Source organism: Prevotella pectinovora (genome assembly GCF_000834015.1).
GTDB lineage: Bacteria > Bacteroidota > Bacteroidia > Bacteroidales > Bacteroidaceae > Prevotella > Prevotella pectinovora.
This window is the reverse complement of record NZ_JXQI01000026.1, coordinates 41,639-65,796: the sequence shown is the minus strand read 5'-3', so window position 1 is coordinate 65,796 and position 24,158 is coordinate 41,639. Positions and strand designations below refer to the sequence as shown.

Annotated in this window: 17 protein-coding genes; 8 read left to right on the top strand and 9 right to left on the bottom strand. The window is 50.1% G+C overall.

Translation table 11 applies throughout. The features are described from left to right. Positions 1-49 precede the first annotated feature (49 nt). From lon to ST42_RS03600, 4 genes are all read left to right on the top strand, one after another. Positions 50-2,515 carry an endopeptidase La gene (gene lon / locus ST42_RS03615; protein ID WP_042517496.1) on the top strand — a complete coding sequence of 822 codons (2,466 nt, stop codon included), beginning with the start codon at positions 50-52 and terminating at the stop codon, positions 2,513-2,515. A 74-nt stretch (positions 2,516-2,589) separates the two neighbouring features. Next, positions 2,590-3,717, top strand: coding sequence for a tRNA guanosine(34) transglycosylase Tgt (gene tgt, locus ST42_RS03610; RefSeq protein WP_044072348.1), 1,128 nt, complete (start codon positions 2,590-2,592; stop codon positions 3,715-3,717). 167 nt (positions 3,718-3,884) lie between these two features. Next, entirely contained in the window at positions 3,885-5,006 is a 1,122-nt protein-coding gene (locus ST42_RS03605) for an LptF/LptG family permease (RefSeq protein ID WP_231556905.1), read from the top strand. A 94-nt stretch (positions 5,007-5,100) separates the two neighbouring features. Beyond that, positions 5,101-6,555, top strand: a complete 1,455-nt coding sequence (locus ST42_RS03600; RefSeq protein ID WP_082027876.1) for a DEAD/DEAH box helicase — start codon at positions 5,101-5,103, stop codon at positions 6,553-6,555. 96 nt (positions 6,556-6,651) lie between these two features. On the opposite strand, the gene rprY is transcribed toward ST42_RS03600, so the two are convergent. The 6 genes from rprY to pyrB form a co-directional block, all read right to left on the bottom strand. Next, positions 6,652-7,350, bottom strand: coding sequence for a response regulator transcription factor RprY (gene rprY, locus ST42_RS03595; protein WP_042517498.1), 699 nt, complete (start codon positions 7,348-7,350; stop codon positions 6,652-6,654). 135 nt (positions 7,351-7,485) lie between these two features. Then, the gene (locus ST42_RS03590; protein ID WP_044072346.1) at positions 7,486-9,069 is read right to left on the bottom strand and encodes a sensor histidine kinase; all 1,584 of its coding nucleotides are present in this window, start codon (positions 9,067-9,069) and stop codon (positions 7,486-7,488) included. Between the two features lie 593 nt (positions 9,070-9,662). Next, positions 9,663-11,717 carry a molecular chaperone HtpG gene (gene htpG / locus ST42_RS03585; RefSeq protein ID WP_022316516.1) on the bottom strand — a complete coding sequence of 685 codons (2,055 nt, stop codon included), beginning with the start codon at positions 11,715-11,717 and terminating at the stop codon, positions 9,663-9,665. A 471-nt stretch (positions 11,718-12,188) separates the two neighbouring features. Next, a complete protein-coding gene (gene glyA, locus ST42_RS03580) occupies positions 12,189-13,469 on the bottom strand; it encodes a serine hydroxymethyltransferase (protein ID WP_044072345.1) in 1,281 nt (426 codons plus the stop codon). A gap of 68 nt (positions 13,470-13,537) precedes the next feature. Continuing rightward, positions 13,538-13,993: an aspartate carbamoyltransferase regulatory subunit gene (pyrI, locus tag ST42_RS03575; RefSeq protein WP_022316518.1), complete on the bottom strand. Its 456-nt coding sequence runs from the start codon at positions 13,991-13,993 to the stop codon at positions 13,538-13,540. Positions 13,994-14,006: 13 nt separating this feature from the next. Then, positions 14,007-14,954 (bottom strand): aspartate carbamoyltransferase, encoded by a 948-nt coding sequence (gene pyrB, locus ST42_RS03570; protein WP_044064870.1) that lies wholly within the window; start codon positions 14,952-14,954, stop codon positions 14,007-14,009. A 274-nt stretch (positions 14,955-15,228) separates the two neighbouring features. Between pyrB and ST42_RS03565 the strand changes: the two genes are divergently transcribed. Together ST42_RS03565 and ispE are read left to right on the top strand one after the other, a co-directional pair. Continuing rightward, positions 15,229-17,529, top strand: coding sequence for a penicillin-binding protein 1A (locus tag ST42_RS03565; protein WP_044072342.1), 2,301 nt, complete (start codon positions 15,229-15,231; stop codon positions 17,527-17,529). Beyond that, the gene (gene ispE, locus ST42_RS14465) at positions 17,522-18,868 is read left to right on the top strand and encodes a 4-(cytidine 5'-diphospho)-2-C-methyl-D-erythritol kinase (protein WP_082028567.1); all 1,347 of its coding nucleotides are present in this window, start codon (positions 17,522-17,524) and stop codon (positions 18,866-18,868) included. The genes ST42_RS03565 and ispE overlap by 8 nt, the downstream gene beginning before the upstream one ends. 48 nt (positions 18,869-18,916) lie before the next feature. Here the strand turns inward: ispE and ST42_RS03555 are convergent, their stop codons facing one another. Continuing rightward, positions 18,917-19,732, bottom strand: coding sequence for a tetratricopeptide repeat protein (locus ST42_RS03555; protein WP_082026199.1), 816 nt, complete (start codon positions 19,730-19,732; stop codon positions 18,917-18,919). A 409-nt stretch (positions 19,733-20,141) separates the two neighbouring features. Here ST42_RS03555 and ST42_RS03545 point away from each other — a divergent pair, with 409 nt between their 5' ends. Further along, positions 20,142-21,329: a hypothetical protein gene (locus ST42_RS03545; protein ID WP_156139287.1), complete on the top strand. Its 1,188-nt coding sequence runs from the start codon at positions 20,142-20,144 to the stop codon at positions 21,327-21,329. 27 nt (positions 21,330-21,356) lie between these two features. Here the strand turns inward: ST42_RS03545 and ST42_RS03540 are convergent, their stop codons facing one another. Together ST42_RS03540 and ST42_RS14425 are read right to left on the bottom strand one after the other, a co-directional pair. Then, positions 21,357-22,919: an ATP-binding protein gene (locus ST42_RS03540; protein ID WP_044072422.1), complete on the bottom strand. Its 1,563-nt coding sequence runs from the start codon at positions 22,917-22,919 to the stop codon at positions 21,357-21,359. Positions 22,920-23,176: 257 nt separating this feature from the next. After that, complete coding sequence (locus ST42_RS14425) at positions 23,177-23,302, bottom strand: hypothetical protein (RefSeq protein ID WP_262503194.1); 126 nt, start codon at positions 23,300-23,302, stop codon at positions 23,177-23,179. Positions 23,303-23,422: 120 nt separating this feature from the next. On the opposite strand from ST42_RS14425, the gene ST42_RS03535 reads away from it, so the two are divergent. After that, on the top strand, positions 23,423-24,046 hold the full coding sequence (locus ST42_RS03535) for a BT4734/BF3469 family protein (RefSeq protein WP_052488215.1): 624 nt from the start codon (positions 23,423-23,425) through the stop codon (positions 24,044-24,046). Positions 24,047-24,158 lie beyond the last annotated feature (112 nt).

Genomic DNA, 24,158 nt, shown 5'->3' with positions numbered 1-24,158 from the left:
AGATACAGATTTTCAAAATTATTTAAAATAGAGACCGACAATAACTTATATGAATGCAAAAATAGGAAATGGTATTTCAATGATAGCAGATTTCGATGGTGACATCAAAGAATTGTTCAAGGATCACCCCGAAGGAGAAATACCTATATTGGCAACACGCAACCTCATGATGTTTCCTGGTGTCGTTTCCCCCATACTGGTGGGCAGGGAAACGAGCAAGAAACTCATCAAAGCCGTAGGCAGCAAGAAGAAAGGCAATCAGATCTTCGCCGTTTTCTGCCAGAAAGACATGGAGCAGGAAAGTCCTACGGCAAACGATCTTTATGAATATGGAGTTTACGGCAAACTCATAAAGGTGCTTGAATTCCCTGGAGGTGGCGGCAACAGCACGGCAATCATACAGGGACTCGGCAGATGCCGTCTGGACGACATCACCAAGCGGCGCCCATATCTCAAAGGCCATGCCAGCCAAGCCTCTGAGACAATGGCCGATGAGGGCGACAAGGAATACGCTACTGCGGTGGAAGACCTGCAGAAGAAGAGCATACAGTTCATCATGGGCAATGACGACATCCCGGATGAAGCATCCTTCGCCATGAAGAATATCTCTAACAGATATCTCCTCACAAACGTGATCTGCGCCACCCTGCCCTTCTCCATCGAGGAAAAGGCAGAGCTCATCTATATGGACTCAATCAAAGACAGGGTGTTCGCCATGCTCAAGATAATAAACCGTGAGCTTCAGCTCCTGGAGCTCAAGCAGAACATACGTTCTAAAACCCGGGAAGACCTCGACGAACAGCAACGCGAATATTTCCTCAAGCAGCAGATCAAGAACATTAAGGAAGAACTCGGAAACGAAGACGGGCAGCCAGAACGCAAGGAACTGCTCGACAAAGCCCAAAAGAAAGCATGGAACGACGACGTGGAGAAGGTCTTCAAGAAGGAACTCGACAAACTCGACCTGCTCAACCCGCAGAGTCCGGAATACAGCGTGCAGCTTACATATCTGCAGACTCTCGTCTCACTTCCCTGGAACGAATACACCATCGACGACCTTGACCTGAACAGGGCAAGGAAAGTTCTTGATACCGACCACTACGGGATGGAAAAAGTGAAGGAACGCATCCTGGAATACATCGCCGTATTGAGTCTGCGAGGAGATTTCAAGTCGCCAATCCTCTGCCTCTACGGTCCTCCAGGAGTGGGCAAGACAAGTCTTGGCAAGAGCATCGCCAAGGCAATGGGCAGAAAATACGTCAGGGTGTCGCTTGGAGGTCTTCACGACGAGTCGGAAATCCGCGGTCATCGCCGCACATACATTGGTGCGATGCCAGGAAGAATCATCAAGAACATCCAAAAGGCAGGAGCTTCCAACCCCGTTTTCATCCTCGACGAAATCGACAAGATAACGCAGAACACCGTGAACGGCGATCCCTCGTCGGCTCTTCTCGAAGTACTCGACCCAGAACAGAACAACGCTTTCCATGACAACTACCTCGATGTGGACTACGACCTGTCGAAAGTACTGTTCATCGCTACTGCAAACGACCTGAACACCATCCCGCGCCCTCTGCTCGACCGCATGGAGACAATCGAGGTAAGCGGCTATATCACAGAGGAAAAAGAAGAGATAGCCAAGCGCCACCTCATACCCAAAGAGAAAGACAACACCGGTCTTGGCGACCAGCGCCTCTCGTTCACCAAGCAGGCCACAGAAAAGATCATCGAACAGTATACGCGAGAGAGCGGAGTGCGCCAACTCGAAATCCAGATAAACAAGGCGCTTCGCAAACTCGCATTCATGAAAGCAAGCAAGGGAGAACTCCCGTTCTCGCGCATCACGCCGAAGGAGATAGAATCCCTGCTCGGCAAACCGCCTTTCTATCGCGACATATACCAAGGCAACGACTATGCGGGAGTGGTAACCGGACTGGCATGGACAAGCGTGGGAGGAGAAATCCTCTTCATCGAGACAAGCCTCAGCAAAGGCAACGGCAACAAGCTCACGCTTACCGGCAACCTTGGCGACGTGATGAAAGAGTCGGCTATGCTCGCACTTGAATACGTGAAGTCACACTCCGACGTGCTCGGAATAGACTACCGCATCTTCGACAACTGGAACATACACATCCACGTGCCGGAAGGAGCGACTCCAAAAGACGGCCCTTCTGCCGGCATAACGATAGCCACATCCATCGCCTCAGCCCTCACACAACGCAAGGTGAGAAAGAACACTGCCATGACAGGAGAAATAACGCTGCGCGGCAAGGTGCTTCCCGTTGGAGGAATAAAGGAGAAAATACTGGCAGCCAAAAGAGCAGGCATAACAGATATCGTGATGTGCAGGGAAAACAGGAAAGACATCGAAGAAATACCCGACATGTATCTGAAAGGACTTTCATTCCACTATGTGGAGAACGTGCTCGACGTGTGGGACTTCGCCCTGACAGACGAACTCGTGGACAACCCGACGAAATTCACGATAGAAGAAAAGGGAAAGACCGACAAATGAAACAAGCATCCACAACCGCCTTTCCCTAACATGAATAATACAACAACAGCAACAGAAAGAATATCAAAAAGAAAATGACATTCGAATTAGAACATACCGATCCAGCAAGCGACGCACGCACCGGAACGATTACCACTGCCCACGGCAAGATAAAGACACCCATCTTCATGCCTGTAGGTACATGCGGCAGCGTGAAAGGACTCCATTTCAGCGAACTCAGAGAGCAGGTAAAGGCACAGATAATACTCGGCAACACTTACCACCTCTATCTTCGTCCAGGACTCGACACGCTGCAAAAGGCAGGCGGACTACACAAATTCAACACCTGGGACCGCCCCATACTTACAGACAGCGGAGGATTCCAGGTGTTCTCCCTCACGGGAATCAGAAAACTGAAAGAAGAAGGCTGCGAGTTCCGTTCACATATCGACGGATCGAAACATTTCTTCACCCCTGAAAACGTGATGGACACCGAAAGGATAATCGGAGCCGACATTATGATGGCATTCGACGAATGCCCTCCGGGCGAGAGCGACTACCAATATGCCAAGAAGAGTCTCGGACTGACCCAACGCTGGCTCGACAGATGCGTGAAACGCCTCAACGAGACCGAGCCTCTCTACGGCTACGAACAGTCTCTGTTCCCAATCGTGCAGGGCTGCACCTTCAAGGACCTGCGCCGCGAAGCAGCGAAGCATGTTGCCGACAAGGGAGCCGACGGCAATGCCATCGGCGGACTCGCCGTGGGAGAACCCACAGAAGTGATGTATGAGATGATAGAGACCGTGAACGAGATACTGCCGAAAGACAAGCCGAGATATCTCATGGGCGTGGGCACACCTCAGAACATCCTCGAGGCGATTGAAAGAGGTGTGGACATGTTCGACTGCGTGATGCCGACACGAAACGGCCGCAACGCCATGCTCTTCACCTACGACGGCACAATGAACATGCGCAACAAGAAATGGGAAAACGACTTCTCCCCCATCGACCCCGACGGCTGCGACATCGACAGACTTCACTCCAAAGCCTATCTGCACCACCTCTTCAAAGCCCAGGAGCTGCTGGCTATGCAAATCGCAAGCATACACAACCTGAGCTTCTATCTGCGCCTCGTTACCGATGCCAGACACCATATCGAGCAGGGCGACTTCGTGGCATGGAAGCGCTCAGTAATAGACAATCTGGGAAGACGCGTATAAAGGCGGTCTGGCAAGACGCACTTATAAACGACAAGGAAGACGCGTAAAAAAAACAAATGTAAAAGAAAAAGCAAATGAGCATCAAATCTTTGGCTACCAGATTCAAGCAGCGCATGCAGAAAACGGACCATCCTCTCACCTCCCGTCTAAAGTGGCTGGGAGAGCACATGAGGTGGCTCCGCTTCATCAACCCACGCCGCTACATCAAGATTCTCGACTGGTATATAATAAAGAAGTTCATAGGAACATACATTTATTCCATACTTCTCATCATATCCATCTCGATAGTCTTCGACATCAACGAGAATCTGGCAAAGTTCACACAGTATCATGCACCCCTCAAGGCGATAGTCTTCGACTACTACATGAACTTCGTGCCATATTTCGCAAACCTCTTCAGTCCGCTATTCGTATTCATAGCCGTAATCTTCTTCACCTCCAAACTGGCAGGCAACTCGGAGATAATATCAATGCTGGCAGCAGGAGTAAGCTTCAAGCGACTGATGAGGCCATATATGATTTCGGCTTTGATAATCTCGGTCCTCACATTCTATCTCGGTTCCTACATCATCCCCAAAGGCACCATTGTGAGACAGAATTTCGAGACGATGTATAAGAACAAGAAGAAGAACACGTCGGCCGACAACGTGCAGCTGCAGGTGGGCAGAGGCGTCATAGCCTACATACAGCATTACGACAACGAACTGAAAAAGGGCTACGGATTCTGCCTAGACAAATTCGAGAACAAAAAGCTCGTGAGCCATCTCACAGCCAGCGAAATACAATACGACACAATCTCCGACAGCAAATACCATTGGAAACTCACCAACTGGCGGCTGCGCAAACTGCTGGGAATGCGCGAAAAGATAACCAACGGAATGCAGCGAGACTCCGTGATAATGATGGAGCCGACTGACCTCGTGTTCTCCAAAGGCCAGCAGGAAACATTCACCAGCCCTCAGCTGAAGGAATACATCAGCAAGCAGATAGACAGAGGATCAAGCAACGTAGTGCAATACGAAGTGGAATACCACAAGCGCATAGCCACCTCCTTTGCCTCATTCATCCTCACCACCATCGGACTCTCGCTATCCTCACGCAAGAGAAAAGGCGGAATGGGAATGTATCTGGGAATCGGACTGGCTCTGAGCTTCGGCTACATCATGCTTCAGACAGTATCGGCAACATTCGCCATACAGGCAGACACACCGCCTATGCTCGCGGCATGGATACCGAACATCATATTCGCCGTGGTGGCATACTTCTGCTACCGTAAGGCACCTAACTGATAACAATAAAAAGCGAAAAGCATCCAACAGACAACAAAAAAGCGAAAGCATATAACTGATAACAATAAAGAAAAGTTTTTAGAATAACAACGATATGGATTTCTACGATTTGGATTTGAGCGACAACACTCTTGACGCTCTCGACGATATGAACTTCACCACCTGCACACCCGTGCAGGAACAATGTATCCCACCCATCCTCGACGGACACGACCTGCTGGGCGTGGCACAGACAGGCACGGGAAAGACGGCAGCCTACCTGCTCCCTATCCTCAGTATGCTCGACGACGGAGGGTTCCCCAAGGATGCCATAAACTGCGTCATCATGAGCCCTACGCGAGAGCTGGCACAACAGATAGACCAGGCTATGCAAGGCTTCTCGTATTATATGAGCGACGTGAACAGCGTTGCCGTATACGGAGGCAACGACGGCAACCGCTACTACCAGGAGGCTAAAGGAATGAAGCTCGGGGCCGACGTGATAATAGCAACTCCAGGACGACTCATAAGCCACATCACGATGGGAAACATAGACCTCAGCCGCTGCGCATTCTTCGTGCTCGACGAGGCTGACAGAATGCTCGACATGGGCTTCTCTGAAGACATCATGAACATCGCCAAGCTGCTGCCAGACGACTGCCAGACCATCATGTATTCTGCCACTATGCCGCCAAAGATAGAGCAGCTGGCGAAAACGCTCCTAAAGAACCCTACCGTGGTGAAGCTGGCGGTAAGCAAACCGGCAGAAAAGATTCATCAGGCAGCATACGTGTGTCATGAGAACCAGAAGATAAAGGTGCTGCAGGAGATATTCAAGAACGAAGAGCAGCAGAGGATAATCATCTTCTCAAGCAGCAAACTGAAGGTGAAGGAGATAAACCGCGAACTGCTTCGTCTGGGCATAAACAGCTGCGAGATGCATTCAGACCTCGAACAGGCGCAGCGTGACGAAGTGATGTACCGTTTCAAGAGCGGACAGACCGACGTGCTCGTGGCTACCGACATCGTGGCTCGAGGCATCGACATCGACGACATATCAATGGTCATAAATTTCGACGTGCCACGCGATGTGGAAGACTACGTACACCGAGTGGGACGCACGGCAAGGGCAAACCGCGACGGCAAGGCGATAACGCTCGTGCGCGGTCTTGAAGTGGGCGACTTCATGAAGATTGAAGAATTCCTCGGTCGCACGATAGAGAAACTCCCTCTGCCCGACTATATCGGCAAGGGACCGGAATACAAGAAGATGAACCGTCCGGCAAGAAACGGACGAGGCAGCAAGACAAGAGGAAGAAATAATGGTCAAAGAGGAAGGAACAACGTCAAGCGTAATGATGCTCCCAAAGGCAAAGGCGGCGGAAGGAATTCAGACAAAAGGAAAAGCAAAAAAACCAAGGAAACCATTGTGACCAATGCTCCTGAAAATTCTCAAATACTGGAAACGAACAAATCCAATGCACCGGTGACGAACAACAAGAAACCACACAAACGCAGGAGAAAGCCTTCTGCCAATAAAACTAACAAAGATTCCAAACAAGACAAATAGTCTTGTATAAAAAAGACGGGTAGTCAAAGCATTCATGGCCGATAAGTCAGACAGAATACTTAGGCTACCCGTAATTATTTGCACCTACGAGAGAAATTACTCCTCTTCCGGAGTGATGAGCTTATAGCCCTTGCCGTGGATGTTTATGATTTCAATCTGGTCGTCATCCTTCAGATGCTTGCGCAGCTTTGTGATGTATACGTCCATCGAGCGGGCGTTGAAATAGTTGTCGTCAATCCAGATAGTCTTCAGGGCGAAGTCACGCTGCAGAATCTCATTGGCGTGGCTGCAGAGCAGAGCGAGCAGCTCATTCTCTTTCGTGGTGAGCTTGGTCTGCTTCTCGCCGATGGTGAGCAGCTGCTTCTGTGTGTCGAAGGTGAATCTGCCGATATGATACAGCGTGTTCTCCTTGTTCTTCTTTCCACGAACGCGTCTGAGTATCGCCTCAATACGGAACACCAGTTCCTCCATTGAGAAAGGCTTCGTGATATAGTCGTCGGCACCAATCTTGAAACCCTCCAGTATATCCTCCTTCAGCGTCTTGGCTGTGAGGAAGATGATAGGCATGTCCGGGCTGCCCTGTCTGATTTCCTGTGCCAGTGTGAATCCGTCTTTCTTTGGCATCATCACGTCGAGAACGCAGATGTCAAACTTTGTCTTCATGAAAGCCTTGTAGCCAGCCTCCCCGTCGGGGCAGAGTTCTGCTGCATAGCCTTTGGCCTGCAGATATTCACGAAGCAACATTCCGAGGTTCTCATCGTCCTCGCAAAGCAAAATCTTAAGCTTGTCGTCCATAATCATATATTTTTATATTAGTATTCTTTTTGTTGAATATTAGTGTTTCACTTGTTTCAGAATCCGTTTCCTTTTTCAGAATCCGTTTCTACATTGTCTGTCCGATGTTGCAGGGGTATACAGCAATAGTGTTGATCACTCGTCGGCTCCTGTCTGTTTTCCGCTTTTTATCTCGGGCAGCGAGATGATGAACTTGGTTCCTTTTCCCCTTTCGCTCTCCACGTGAATCTCTCCCTTGTGGAGTTCCACGATTTTCTTCACGTATGCAAGTCCGAGTCCGAAACCTTTCACGTCATGCACATTTCCCGTATGCACTCTGTAGAACTTCTCGAATATCTTCTTCAGGTTCTCCTTCTTGAGTCCTATGCCGTTGTCTTTCACGGAGAGATACAGCCTACCGCCCTCGTTCCATGATTTTATCATCAGCTCCACTGGTCGGTCCGGATGCTTGTATTTCACGGCGTTGTCGAGCAGATTGAATATCACGTTGGTGAAATGCATCTCGTCCACATATATCGTCGGCTCTTTTGCGTTGAGCTGTGTCTGTATGTGTCCGCCCGTATGCTCCACACGCAATGTGAACGTGTTTGCCACATTCTCTGCCAGGTCATTCAGATCAAGTTCTTTCTTCTTGAAAATCGCCTTCTTGCGGTCGAACATCGACATCTGCAGCACTTTCTCCACGAGGAATCTCAGTCTCTTCGACTCGTCGTTTATCACTCCTCCCAGATGTTTCATCATCACCGGGCTCTTCGTCACGGTATCGTCAGATAGCATCTGTGCCGCGAGCGAAATGCTGCTGATAGGCGTTTTCAGCTCATGGGTCATGTTGTTTATGAAGTCGTTCTTTATCTCCGTATACCTCTTCTGTCTGAATATCACCACGATGGTGAATATGAATGTGATGAGAAGCACTATGGTGAATGCTATCGACGGTATCATGAACTTCACGCTGCTGAAGATGTAGTTGTCCATGTCGGGGAAATGTATCCTCACGATGCCCGACTTGTTGAGCGGGTCGTTTCTGAATAGTGTCTGAGAGTAGCTGTATTCCTCTCCCTCGTCGCTATAGTCGGGACATCTGTATTGCTCTCTTCCGTCCTGCGTTGAAACCGTGAAATGATACGGGATGCTCACTCCGTTGTTCATCAGCTCCGTCTTCAAGTCCTGGTCGAGCAGTTTGAAGTTAACCCTCTCTTTCAGAGGCTTGTCTGAAGCCGTGTATAAGATATTGTATACCACCTCGTCGAGCAAAGCCTTCTGATAGACATATCTGTTTTTTATTATCTCCCTCATGGATTTCGTGGCTTCCGAGATGGAGTTCTTGTCGCTTCTCAGTATCATCGCCTTCGGCATCGAGGCTGGTCTCATCGTTATGGTCTTGAGCTCGAACGATGAATACACGTTTCCGTTCTTGTCTGCCACGGCATATTGGTGGCTGTGCTGCACGGTACCGTCCGGATGTCCGGAGCGTGTCCCCACGGAGTCGCTCTTATATGCGCGCCTCTCCGTTTCGTTCACCTCCTTTTCCAGATACTTCAGGGTTTCGTTGAGTTCCAGATTCCGGGCTGCCTGATAGAGGGCTTTGTTCACCGACTCGTCGAGCTGCTCCTTCTTCATCTTTATCATGGCATCCATGTATGTGAGCTGAAGGAAGAGCAGAGCGAGGAATGAAAATCCCATCACGCCAGCAATCAACCATATCGTTTTTTTCTTCATGCCGCAAATATATCCTATATTTAGCATTTGGCAATGGATAAAAGTTAATTTTCTGTTCCTTTTTCTATGTCGTTAACAAATATCGGTGTTTATACTTGACAATTATCAACTTTCACCAAACATCAAGTATTCAAAATCACGGCAAGCCCTAATAAATGACCGGCATAAAAATCCCAGACGAGGCCATATAAACCCAAAACGGTCATTAGGCCGTTAAATGTGATATTTTATAACTGCTTGCAGTCTTTTGCTTTTTATAAGGCGTCTTTTGTCCGTTTTTAATTCGCAATAGCTTGCTATTACTCATTAAAAGCCAAACAAAATCCACTCTTCTAAAAATCAAAATCCAAGCAAGCCCTAACGACCGATTTGGGATAAAAGATAGGAATAAAAATCCCAATCAAGACCCTAATGACAAATTTGGATCAGAGACCTCTGTCAGGACAAAACGGAATAAGACGGGCAACCAAGTTCTAATTCCTTGATTGCCCGTCATCCGGTTATATATCCGGGTCTTTACATTCCCGGTCATATCTGTTATCTCATCATCAGGAAATCTCTCTACAGATCTCATGATGAAGGAGTCGTCATCATCAGATTATCTCTACCGATCTCTTGATGAAGGAGTCAAGCGCCTCACCCTTTAGCATTCCGTTCTGCAGCAAAGCCAGGTCGATGAGCTGGTGTACCACCTTATTGTCTTTTGCATGTGCTGCCACAATCTGCTCCTTCTTTGCGCGTTCATCGCTGAGCTTCTTTTCGGTAGCCGTCATGTCGTCTTTCTCCTCCTGTGTCACCTCTTCGGGCTTCTTTGCCTTGCGAGCCTCGCCGAGAGCTGCGAAACGAGCCTGGAGTCCCTTTATCTCTGCCACTACAGGTTTGAGCTCCTCTTCACATTCCTTCTCGCTCTTTTCGAGCACCGCCTTCACGAGTCTGTGGTCTGTGTTGAGCACGATGCTGTAGGCGTCTGGCATTTGGGCATAGAAGTTCATTCCGCTCTGGAATTTGCTTATGTCCTTCATTCTGCGCATATACTCGTTCTGTGTTATCACTACCGGCTGTGCGTTCTCTCCCAGTGCACCAGTCTCCACGTTGAACTCGATATGGTCGAGATGTGGCAGCTGGGTGCGGAAGGTAGCTGACAGAATGTCAGTCTGCTCCTGCGTCAGGTCAGTCTTCTTGAGGTCTTCCTTCACGATGAGTCTCTCCACGATGTCGCTGTCTACACGTGTGAAGCGCGACTTCTCCCATTTCTGCTCAAACATGTTAACGCATGGCGTGTCGAGTTGTCCGTCAAGCAGCAACACGCTGTAGCCCTTTGCCTTGGCAGCCTCTATGTATGAATACTGTTCGTCCTTGTCGGTGGCATAGAGATAGATGAGTGTGCCGTCCTTGTCGGTCTGTGCGTCCTTGATGAGCGTCTTGTATTCTTCTGTCGTGAAGTATTTGCCGTCTACGTCCTTGAGCAGTGTGAAGTCCTTGGCGCGGTCGTAGAAGTCCGGCTGCGAGAGCATACCGTAGTTGATGAAGAGCTTCAGGTCGTCCCATTTCTTCTCGAAGTCCTTGCGGTCATCCTTGAAGATTCCGTTCAGTCGGTCAGCCACCTTCTTTGTGATGTATGTCGAGATCTTCTTCACGTCGCGGTCGCTCTGCAGATAGCTGCGGCTCACGTTGAGCGGGATGTCCGGAGAGTCGATCACTCCATGTAGCAAGGTAAGGAATTCCGGCACGATGCCTTCCACCTGGTCTGTCACGAACACCTGGTTGCAGTATAGCTGTATCTTGTTGCGCTGCAGGTCGATGTTCGACTTTATCTTCGGGAAATAGAGTATACCCGTGAGATTGAACGGATAATCCACGTTGAGGTGTATCCAGAACAGAGGTTCGTCCTGCATCGGATATAGCTTGCGGTAGAACTCCTTATACTGCTCGTCAGAGATTGTGCTTGGTGTCTTTGTCCATAGCGGCTCCATGTCGTTGATGATGTTGTCCTCGTCGGTATCCACCTGCTTGCCGTCTTTCCATTCTGTCTTCTTGCCGAATGCCACTGGTACTGGCAGGAACTTGCAGTATTTGTCGAGCAGCGTCTGTATACGGCCTTTCTCGAGGAATTCCTTGCAGTCGTCGTCGATGTGGAGGATGATGTCCGTTCCGCGGTCTTCCTTCTCAGCGTCGGATATCTCAAACTCCGGACTTCCGTCGCAGCTCCATTTCACGGCTTTCGAACCGTCTTTCCAGCTTCGTGTCACGATTTCCACCTTTTTGCTCACCATGAAAGAGCTGTAGAAACCCAATCCGAAGTGTCCGATGATGGCATTTGCGTTGTCCTTGTATTTGTCGAGGAAGTCGGTCACTCCCGAGAATGCGATCTGGTTGATATATTTGTCAATCTCCTCTTCTGTCATTCCGATACCGCGGTCACTGATTGTCAGCGTTCCCTTCTCCGCATCGAGAGACACGCGAACTGTCAGGTCGCCCATCTCTCCTTTGAACTCGCCTCTCTCAGAGAGAGTCTTTAGTTTCTGAGTAGCGTCCACGGCGTTGCTCACCATCTCACGCAGGAATATCTCATGGTCTGAATAGAGAAATTTCTTGATCACCGGGAAGATGTTCTCGGTTGTTACTCCAATATTTCCTTTCTGTGTCATAATATTTAATTTTTAACTTTTTACTTTGAATGTTTGTTTTCTGACCATGTTTATACAAAAACAATGCCAAAACGAAATACGATGAGATGAGAATGCCAAACAAAATCCTCTCTTCTGATATTCTGAAATACAGGCAAGCCCTAATTACCGATAGGTTTGAGTAACACAATGCGGTTCATCACATAATATAAAGAGGTAATATAAGCAGGCTAAGGAGGTTGTTAAGGCAACACAAAGAGGATACTTCGGCAAGCTAAAGAGACAGTTGGCAATGGGCTGGAACGGTATGCCTCTGACACAGCTATAAAGAAAAAAAGACTAACCGCCCGGCAACAACCAGACAGATAGTCTTTTTTATTATTATGTGTCTTGCGGATGTAATCCTCTATGGATTAAGCTGACGAAGGATGCTCCCTCATCTTTTATCCACAAATACAGAATCAAGGGGTCTGATGACCCGTTGTGTGTATATTAATATGCGAACAAAGGATAATCCTTCATCACGTCGTTAACGCGCTGGCGTACAGACGCTATCACGGCTTCGTTCTCAGGGTCGTTGAGCACTTCCTCGATGAATTCGGCTATCTTCACCATCAGGTCTTCCTTTGCACCACGTGTGGTGATGGCAGGAGTTCCCAGACGGATACCTGAAGTCTGGAATGCGCTGCGGGTATCAAACGGCACCATGTTCTTGTTCACGGTGATGTCGGCAGCCACGAGAGCCTTCTCTGCCACCTTACCGGTGAGGTCAGGATACTTTGTGCGCAGGTCTACGAGCATGCTGTGGTTGTCAGTACCGCCGCTCACGATGGCGAATCCGCGCTTTATGAGCTCTTCGGCGAGCTTTGCTGCGTTCTTCTTCACCTGCAGAGCCCACTCCTTGAATTCAGGCTGCAATGCCTCGTTGAATGCCACTGCCTTTGCTGCGATGACATGCTCCAGCGGACCGCCCTGCTGTCCTGGGAACACGGCGCTGTTGAGCAGCTGGCTCATCATCTTCACCACTCCCTTTGGAGTTGTCAGACCCCATGGGTTTTCGAAGTCCTTGCCCATCAGGATGATACCTCCGCGAGGTCCGCGAAGAGTCTTATGAGTTGTAGAGGTCACGATATGAGCGTATTTCACGGGGTTATCGAGCAGACCTGCTGCGATGAGTCCTGCCGGGTGAGCCATGTCAACCATGAAGATGGCACCCACCTTGTCGGCGATTTCTCTCATGCGCTTGTAGTCCCACTCACGGCTGTATGCCGAACCACCTCCGATGATGAGCTTTGGCTTGTGCTCGAGAGCGAGCTTCTCCATCTCGTCGTAGTCCACGCGACCTGTTTCCTTGTTCAGGTTGTAGCCTATCGGATTGTAGAGTATTCCCGATGTATTTACTGCCGAACCATGTGAGAGGTGTCCACCATGAGCGAGATTAAGTCCCATGAAAGTGTCTCCGGGCTTCAATACAGCCAGCATCACGGCGGCGTTTGCCTGTGCTCCGGAGTGAGGCTGAACGTTGGCATACTCTGCTCCGAAGAGCTTCTTGACTCTCTCGATGGCGAGTTTTTCAACTTCGTCAACGCCCTCGCAACCGCCGTAATATCTCTTTCCTGGGTAACCCTCAGCGTATTTGTTCGTAAGCCACGAACCCATTGCCTGCATCACCTCGTCGCTGACGAAGTTTTCAGATGCGATAAGTTCCATACCCTTGAGCTGACGCTGGTGTTCTCTCTCGATCAAATCGAAAATCTCTTGGTCTTTTTTCATATGTACAAATATTTAAGATGAATATTAGTTGTCTGTAAAATCCATGTTGAAGAAGGCCTTCCTTCAGGTCAAACGAGTTTCACCTCGCTTATCACCTGCTCCTTGTCGCAGTAGTGACATTTAATTATGCCGCTGTTCTTGTCAATCACGTGGAAGATGGTGTTCATCGGCTCATTGTTTGTGATGCATTTAGGGTTGTTGCATCTCACGATACCTTTCAGCGTGTCAGGTGTCACCACTTTCTTCTTCTCCACCACCTCGTAGTCTCTTATCACGTTGAGCACCACGTTTGGCGCCACCACTGAGAGGCGTGAGATTTCCTCGTCGGTGAAGAATTTGTCTTCTATCTTTATGATACCCTTTTTCCCGAGTTTCTTCGACGGGTAGTTGTATCCTATGGTAACCGGTGTCTGAAGCTTCTGCAGTCCCAGCAGCGTTGCCACGGCATAGGTTTTCTCTGCCGGTATATGGTCGATGACGGTGCCGTTCTCTATAGCGGCCACGAGTCTTTCTTTCTTGCTCATCATAAGACTTTGTTTATTTTATTATCGTTGTGTCTGCCTCCACTTCTTCGAGGCTTATGCCCAGCACGTCGCAGAGTATCGCCTCTCTGGCATATAGTCCGTTCTGTGCCTGCTGGATGTAGTATGCATGTGGGTTCTCGTCCACGTCGTATGCTATCTCGTTCACTCTCGGCAGCGGATGCAGGATCTTCATGTTCTCTTTCGCCTTGCCGAGCATGTCGTTCTTCAGGATATACACGTCTTTCACTCTCTCATACTCCATGAGGTCTGAGAAGCGCTCCTTCTGCACTCGTGTCATATATATGATGTCAGCCCCTGCTATCACGTCTTCGTTGAAGTCTGTGTGCTCGATATACTTTATTCCGTGCTGTTTGCAATACAGTTTGTATTCCTCGGGCATCGCCAGCTCCTCTGGGGCTATGAAATGGAACGTAGGGTTGAAATGTCTCATCGCCATGATGAGAGAATGCACGGTACGTCCGTATTTCAGGTCGCCCACGAGGTATATGTTCAGGTTCTCGAGGGTTCCCTGTGTCTTGTAGATTGAATACAGGTCGAGCAGACATTGTGATGGATGCTGGTGAGCGCCGTCACCTGCGTTTACGATAGGAACGGGAGCTATTTCTGAGGCATACTGGGCGGCGCCTTCGATATGGTGGCGCATCACGATGACGTCTGCATAGTTAGACACCATGAGGATTGTGTCTTTCAGCGTCTCGCCCTTGGTAGCGCTCGTAACCTTGGCGTCTGAAAATCCTATCACACGCGCTCCCAGGCGGTTGGCTGCCGTCTCGAAGCTGAGCCTTGTCCTGGTGGACGGCTCGAAGAAGAGTGTGGCTACTACCTTGCCTTTGAGAATCTCACGGTTAGGATGCATTTCGAACGCCTGTGCCATATTCATCAGATACATTATTTTCTCTTTCGACAAATCGGCAATGGTTACAAAATCATGTTTTTCCATAAAATGAATTGTGTTTATATTTATCGACTGCGAAGTTAAACAATATTTTTAATTTAACCTTTCAAAGAGTGGAAAAATTATGTTTTTTGACGAATATAACTACATTTAAGACATAAAAGAGGGATTATTCTTAACTCGTTGGCTTAATTTCATTATCTTTGCAAGGATATAACATAATTTGCATGCGCATGATATGACATCAATACACGGCTGACGTATATGCGCATGATACTCCATCTGAAACAAAAGACAAGAAAACGAAGAAAAAAAGAAAATGAGAAGAGCATTGATACATTTCCTGTGGGCGGCGCTCGGCTGCGTCACTCTCGCGTCCCTTATAGCCTTCATAGCGATATGGAACGGATGGATCGGATACATGCCCGATGTGGAAGACCTTCAGAACCCTATCAGCAAATACGCCTCACAGGTGTATACGGCTGACAACAAGCTGATGGGAACCTACAACATGAACCAGGAGAACAGAATACATGTAGACTACGACAACCTGTCGCCATATCTCGTAAAGGCACTGGTGGCTACAGAGGACGAACGCTTCTACGAACATTCGGGAATAGACTTCATAGCCCTCGGACGTGCCATTATTAAAAGAGGTGTGTTGGGACAGACCAGCGCAGGAGGAGGCTCTACAATCACACAGCAGCTCGCCAAGCAGCTCTATTCAAACACGGCAGAGAGCACATCGGAACGACTGCTGCAGAAGCCCATAGAATGGGTGATAGCCATAAAGCTGGAGAAATACTACACCAAGGAGGAGATAATAACCATGTATCTCAACTATTTCGACTTCCTTCACAACGCCGTGGGAATAAAGAACGCCTCAAACGTGTATTTCAGCAAGGAGCCAAAAGACCTCAAGCTCGAAGAGGCCGCCACACTGATAGGACTCTGCAAGAACCCCTCGTTCTTCAATCCCGTGCGCTATCCCGACAGATGCCGAGAGAGACGCAACGTGGTGCTCGGACAGATGCTCAAGGCTGGAAAGATAACCCGCGGCGAATACCTCATGGCTACGGAGAAGCCGCTGGCCCTCAACTTCAAGCGCTCCGACCACAAAGACGGCATAGCAACGTATTTCCGCGAATTCCTGCGCCAATACATGATGGCAAAGAAACCGGAAAGGAGCAAATACCCATCGTGGAACCTCGTGCAATACAGCATCGACTCGCTGGCATGGGAGACAGACCCTCTGTATGGATGGTGCAACAAGAACGTGAAGAAGAACGGCGAACCATACAATGTGTATACCGACGGACTGAAAATCTTCACCACCCTCGACTCCAGGATGCAGAAATATGCCGAAGAGGCTGTGCGCAAACACGTGGGAGGATTCCTCCAGCCTGAATTCAAGAAGGAGAACAGACTCAAGAAGAACGCCCCCTTCACCACCAACCTGAAGCCATCAGAGGTGAAGGCGATACTCGACCGCTCGATGCGGCAGAGCGACAGATACAGGATGATGAAGGCCCACGGAGCCACAGAGGAGGAAATAAGAGAGGCTTTCCAGAAGCCTACGGAGATGACCGTGTTCACATATCGCGGCGACATAGACACCATCATGTCGCCTATGGACTCCATACGCTACGTGAAGTCGTTCCTCAGAGCCGGATTCATGAGCATGGACCCACGCACGGGAGCCGTGAAGGCGTATGTGGGAGGAATCGACTTCAACCACTTCAAATACGACATGGTGACACAGGGACGACGCCAGGTGGGTTCCACCATCAAGCCATTCCTTTACGCCCTGTCGATGTCTAACGGCATGTCGCCATGCGACGTTGTTAGAAACTCTCCCAAGCGCTTCGGCAACTGGGCTCCGCGCAACAGCTCCCACGCCAGAATGGGACAGATGGTGACGCTGAAATGGGCACTCACGATGTCGAACAACTGGGTGTCGGCAGAGCTGATGAGCAGGATAAACCCTCAGGACTTCCTGCGGATACTGCGCGACTTCGGAATAAACACCTATGGCATATACCCCTCTTTAGTGCTCTGTCTGGGACCTAACGAGGCTTCGGTATGCGAGATGGTGAGCGCATACACCACCTTCGCCAACCACGGCATACACACATCGCCCATCTTCGTGTCGAAGATTGAAGACAGCGACGGCAACGTGATAACCAACTTCCAGCCGAGGATGAACGAGGTGATAAGCGAAGAGAGCGCATACAAGATGCTCGAGATGCTGATGTCGGTAATCGACCACGGAACTGGCGGACGACTGAGATACAAATACAACATCGACTGCCAGATGGGAGGAAAGACCGGTACGACGAACAAGAACGCCGACGCATGGTTCATGGGCTTCACCCCGTCGCTCGTGAGCGGATGCTGGGTGGGCGGAGAAGACCGCGACATCCATTTCGACACCACGCGCATGGGACAGGGAGCCACCATGGCCCTGCCTATATGGGCTTACTACATGAAGAAGGTGTTTGCCGACAAGACCCTGGGATACGACCCAAAGGAGACATTCGACATACCTGAAGACTTCAACCCCTGCTCTTCTGAAGACGACAACAACGGACAATACAGCATTGAGGATATATATGAATAAGATAACACTCTTTCCATGTGCCAAGATAAACTTGGGACTGAACATCACAAGAAAAAGAAGCGACGGCTACCACGACCTGGAAACCGTGTTCTGCCCCGTGCCAATAGCAGATATACTGACTATTGAGAAAAACGGAAAACCTGCGGGATGCTCTCTGAAGACAAACGGTATAGTAATCGACGGAAGGGCGGAAGACAACATAATAGTGAAGGCGTATGACGAAATGGCAAAAAGACACACTCTGACGGGTGTCGACATCACGATCACCAAAAACATACCCATACAAGCCGGTATGGGAGGAGGGTCGGCAGACTGCGCATTCACGATAAAGGGACTGAACCAACTCTTCTCTCTCAACCTGACAGACGGGGAGATGCGTGACATAGCCAAGGGTCTGGGTGCCGACTGCGCCTTCTTCATCAACCCCACACCTGCCTACGCCACGGGCATCGGCGAGAAGCTGACTCCCATCGACATTCCTCTCGACAACCACTGGATAGTGATAGTGAAGACCGATACCGCCGTGAGCACCCGTGAGGCTTTCGCCGGCATCTGCCCTCATGAGCCGGAAAGAAACTGTCGGGATATTGTGACTTCCGTTCCGCCAAGGGAGTGGAAGGACGTATTGCATAATGATTTTGAGGAAACGATATTCAAGCTCCACCCCACCCTTGCCGAAATCAAGCAAAGGCTCTACGAGGCGGGTGCCTGCTATGCCTGCATGAGCGGAAGCGGAAGCGCCGTTGTGGGACTGTTCGACGACCGGCCCTCTGTGGAGTCTACCGACAGGCTCAGAAGCGACTACAACGCCCTTGTCGCCACCTTCAAGCTGGGCAGACAGAAGGACAACGCCTTCGAGCTGCTGCCTCTCGTGGATGCAGAGGGCAGAGTGACGGGCAAGACAACCCGTTCTATGGCACATTGCGGCACGAAGCTGCTCCACCCCGTCGTACACCTCCACGTATTCGACACCCACGGCAACCTGTATCTGCAAAAGCGTCCGGCATGGAAAGACATCCAGCCTGACAGATGGGATACTGCCGTAGGGGGCCACATAGGATATGGAGAGAGTGTGGAGGAGGCTCTCCAGAGGGAGACCCGTGAAGAGATTTCCATCGCAGACTTCAGCGCCGAGAAGATCGACGCCTACGTGTTTGAGAGCAGATACGAGAGGGAATACGTGAATGTGTTCAAGACTGTTTACGACAAGGAAATACGTCCATCTGCCAATGAGCTCGACGGTGGCCGCTTCTGGAGCAGGGACGAGATACTGTCGTCTATCGGAAAGGGAGTCTTCACACCAAACTTCGAAAGCGAATACGTGAAGTATTTCAAGTAGAGGCTGCTTCTGCTAATTGGGTATTTTTAATTCTATATATTGTCATATTCACTTCGCCCTCTTGTAGAAATCTCTTAGCGACGCCCTTGCCACTCCCATCCTGACGAGTTCGTCGAGCTGTTTCCTTGCCTCTGCCGTCCGCCTGTCGCGTATCAGGGCGTCGGTATAGTCTATGCGGTATTCGGTGTTTGTGGAGTCGCGCTTTATCGCCTCCTCATAGTCGAATATGGCGAGCGCCACCATCCCTTGCTCCATCTCTATTCCCGCCCTTGCGGCATACGCCACGGCATTGTCGGGATACTGCGTCACGAGCCTGTTTATCTGGTCGAGAGCCTCCGTATGCCGCTTGCTCTTCTGGTTGAGCAGAGCCAGTCCGAGCTGTCCTTCGAAGTGTCCCGGCACTACCGTGAGCAGGCTCTCATAGTCTCTTCTCGCGAAATCGTCTCTGTGAAGCTTCTCGTTCGTGTAAGCCCTGTAGAAGAGGGCTGCCGGGTTGCCGGGTTCCCTTTTCAGGATATAGTCGTATTCGTCCTGCGCATACGCCCATTGTTCGAGTCTCAGGTTGTATCCCGCCTTCTTGAGTCTCAGGTCAGTTGAGTCCGGACTGTATGCCAGTCTGTCGGCAGCCACCTTGAGCGAGTCTCTGAGCTGGCTTCTGGTCTGCGCTCCCGCCTCTGTGTGCACACACATAAGCGCCATCACCACTATTGTGGCGTATCGTGCCACAATGGGTCTTGACAGGAAATAGAATTTTCCTGTCGCAGCCATGTTCCACACGTATGCCGTCTTGTCCACACATACCATCTTCCGTCTGATGATTTCCGCGAATGTCTGTATTCCCAATGGATATAGTCTTCTTGCCATGCCCTTGTCTTGATTTTCAATAATGCGTTATCAAGTTGCAAATATAATGATAAAAAACGACAAGCTGACAATAATAAGTTTTTTTCGATTTCAGCAACGCCTGTTAACCGTCATCTGTCATCTGTTAACCGTCAACTGTCATCCATCATCTGTGAACCGTCAACTGTCATCCATCATCTGTTAACCGTCAACTGTGAACCGTCAACTAAATTAAGTTAAAATTCAATTTTTTTCCACTTTCTTCATTGTTGCAAGCGAAATAATCACTAACTTTGGAATTTGTGAGTCATGAAATCTCTACGGGTGTGTAATGCAGCCTTTGCGGACTTCGCCGCCAATAGAAGAAAGCAAGTCCTGACCCATGGTCTGAAGTTCTCGCTGCCCTATCAAATCATCTAAAACTGCTGCCATGAACAACCTCTTCCCCACCTCCATATCCCCCGACGCCGCAGCTCTCGACATTCTCGAGAGGATGCCCGTCATGGAGCATGACGATATAGAAGACAAGCTGGCATTTGCCATCAGCAGCCATGGCATGAACGACGAAGACATCAACCGGCTCTGTTCCGTACTCAGCTACAGACTGTTCATCATCGAGAAGGAGCACGAGCATTTCCTGGACTTCACGCATCAATACAACGGGCTTTTCGCCGTGAAGAAGAAGGGCTATGTGAAATCGGTCCTCGACTGCTTCATGCGCCACAAGAAGATGGTGTTGCCGCTCATTACCATCATCCAGACGCTTGCCCCCCAGCTCTACACCTCAGTGAGCAGCATGGCGTCGTCATCTTCTGCCGACATGTGGGCGGCTGCCTCTGCGATTGTCTGCAGCGACTGTCTCTTCGAGCGAGCCTACCCTTCGAGCGTGTCGAAGTTCATCGGTCTGCTTGTCAGGTATTTCGGATTCATCGAGGCTATGATCGGCTGCACCACGCAGCTGCTCCATGAAGAGCAGTGCATAAAGAATGATGCAGGGAAATGCCTCTACCGCATGGAACTCTCGATGAAGGAAGCGAAAGCGTATTACGAACCTCTTCTCAAGGAGGAGCGGCTTCCCGCGTTTGCCTTCTTGATAAAGGAGAATGACCGCCTCTTCGATGAATACATGGCAGCCGGTGACAAGCGGCAGTTCGCCCAGAAACTGTTCCACGAAGTAGACGAAGCCGAGATGCGCAACCTCGCCTTCAAGGTTCTCATCGCCGAGCGCCTTGCCTGTGGGATGACCGCCGAGGAGCGTCTGCTCTTCGGCAACGACATGGTGAAGACCCGTCAGGCCCGCCTTCTGATAGATCATTTCGACTCTCTCTTCCTCGACTCCGCCCCCCGGCGCGACCATTCTCTCCAGGCTCTCATGTTCTGCAAATGGGCTATCGAAGACAATCCCAAGGCTTCTGTGAAGTCTGCCCACCGCTATCTGCTCTCGCTCTATCACGGGCATCACCGTCTTGCCGGCTACAACACGGTGAAGGGAAACGAACAGAAGCTCGGAACCGGCAGGCATTCGGAGCCCTACGCCACGTTTCTCCGTCGTCTCACAGACTTCCTGCTATCCTCCGGCGCACTGACCGATGGCGACGCGGTGGCGGCTGAGATATAGTGGGTTGTGGCTGGGCTACAAGACATGTCATTCCTGCGTCAGCCATTCCGTTATGTTCCGTTCTTCCTTCACGCAGAAGTTTATGCCCACCTTCACTATCTTCTTGCCTTTCAGCACAAAGGCATCTGCATATCGCGCTGTGTTGATTTGTGCGAGAGCTTCTTCAGCCGTTTTGTCAAACTTGAGTTCCATTATAAAAATGTGGGTCTTCGTTTCAAGTACAATGTCAATCCTCCCCTTTGCCGTGCGCTGCTCCACCTGTATGTCATAGTCGGTGAGCAGAGCGAATATCAGATATAGCATCTGCTGATAATGTCCCTCGTATAAAGTATTGTCGCAGTATGGAACCGCTTCGAGAAAAGACTTCAGCAGTTCCAGGGCTCCGTTGATGTCTCCCCTGTTGATGAATGTCGACATGTGGGCAATCGCCACACGTCCCTCATCAGCGGCAGTCTCCATATAGTTTGGCAGCAGACTGTCGTATAGCCCAATACGTATTTCCTTGTTCGGGATATCGAGTGTATAGAGCCCGAGTTGCGGGTCATAGTCTTTTATCGTGAGATATCCACTTTGATAGAGCAGCGGCATGATGCTCGACATGCTCTCTGTAGGAGCGTCGAACGATGACTCCTTTGCCTGCACTCCGCCGATGCCAGACGGCACGGTACCGAACTTCCTCATCATCTCTATCAGGAAAGTTGGTGTACCAGTGGCAAACCAGTAACCTGCCACCTTCTGTCTCGAGAAGCAGTTAAGCAGGCTGTAGGGGTTGAAAACATCTGGCGATGGCCATGCAAAGTGGTATCCGTCATAATTTTCGGTCAGCAGCCTTACTGCCGCCTCTCTCCCAACCGAGAGTTTTCGGGCGAGCTCATCCACATCGGCAGTCATCTGCGTCAGCAACTCCTCTCTTGTTATTCCACAGATGCCAGCATATTCATTGTCCATGCTGATGTTGGTAATGTTGTTAAGCTCGCTGAATATGCTGACCTGTGAAAACTTCGTTATCCCTGTGATGAACACGAAGCGCAGCATCCTCTCGCATTTCTTCAGCGGACTGTAGAAGTTGCGCATGACATCACGCAGTATGGCGAGCTGTCCGTCCTGATGCGCCACGTCGAGCAGCGGTGCGTCATATTCGTCTATCAGCACCACCACCTGTCTGCCTTCTTTCTCGTATATTGAAGTTATCAGATTTTCCAGACGCACGTTCTCGTCCACAGCATCACACTCAATGCCGAACCGTCTCTCCTCCTCTTCGAGCATATAGCCGATATAGCGTCTGAGTTGTCCGGCATCCTGATGTTTCCCTCCCGAGAAGTCGAAATGCACCACGGGATATTCCGTCCATTCCCTTTCCATATCCTCTATCTGGAGTCCTCTGAAGAGTTCTTTATCTGCCTTGAAATAACTTTCGAGTGTCGACACGAGGAGCGACTTGCCGAATCTCCTCGGACGGCTCAGGAAGAAGTGTTTGCCGCTGGTATGCGTCATGCGGTATACATACCCCGTCTTGTCTATATACAGGAGATTTTCCTTTCTAATCCTTTCGAAAGTCTGTATGCCAATAGGATATAATTTCAATGCCATTATCTTGCGTTCATTTTGTTTGGCCGTAAAGATAATCAAAATTGTCTAAAACGCCTACAATATTCCGACAAAATCAAAAATAAAAATGGCAGATTTGGATTTGTAGCCACTCCCGATGCCTGCGACCCAACGGCAAGACCGACCACCGACACTGATCACGGATCACGAATTCACCACACGCCATCACAATTCAACCACCATGAATCACGAATCATGAATCCCACGCGCCAACACAATCATTGATCGTGAATGATGCATCACGATATTCCGGCTGCCATAATCCTGCCGACACGATATTCCCACTCCCCCACCGGAAACCGACATCCCCACCCTGCCTGCTGACACGATTCCGGCTCCGAGAGGAACACTATGCAGAATTTCATCCTTCTGCCGCCTATCGCTACCTTTGCAATGCCATCCCACCGCCGGGGCGAGACAATAGTGTCTGACCCCCTCCTTCACGGCGGCTCGGGACTGACCGACACCGGCTGCCACTCAACAGGATGAAGGATGAGAGCGAGGCGAGCACGGCTACTGACATCATGACACACAACGGAAACCTGAGTCCCGACAGCTTGACAAAACGACAAGAGGGGCTGTTTTCTTTCTTCCTGGCTCCTGCCATGCAGGTGAAGCCCTGGAGCACTTTCAGCATCGGGAAGGCATACGAGTATATCACAACCGATATGGACGCACTGACGGCGACATACCGTCTGCGCGACATACACGACGAGAAGGAACGGAAGCTCTTCAAGAAGCGGGGCTTCGCCTTCTGCACCTTCTCGGGCATCTTCAGATACAGGTCGCGCGACGGGCTCATCAGCCACTCCGGACTGCTCTGCATCGACATCGACCATGTGGGCAACCACCTTCAGCTCGACGACTTGCGCAAGAGGCTCATCGACGACGAGCAGTTTCTCACCGAACTCTGTTTCGTGTCGCCATCGGGCGACGGACTGAAATGGGTGGTGAGCATCAACACGGAGCTGTATCCCCACGAACTGTGGTTCGACGCCACACGCCAGTATCTGCTCGACAGGTATGGCATCGATGCCGACAAGGCATGCCGCGACGTGTCGCGCGCCTGCTTCCTGCCACACGACCCGGGATGCTATGTGAGAAGATAGAGATTACTCCTGCAAATCACCATCAGCCCCCACCTAACCTCCCCCGAAGGGGAGGGACAGATACACTTGACTGGTTGATTGTCAATGGCTTATCAGATCCGGAGTAACCTGC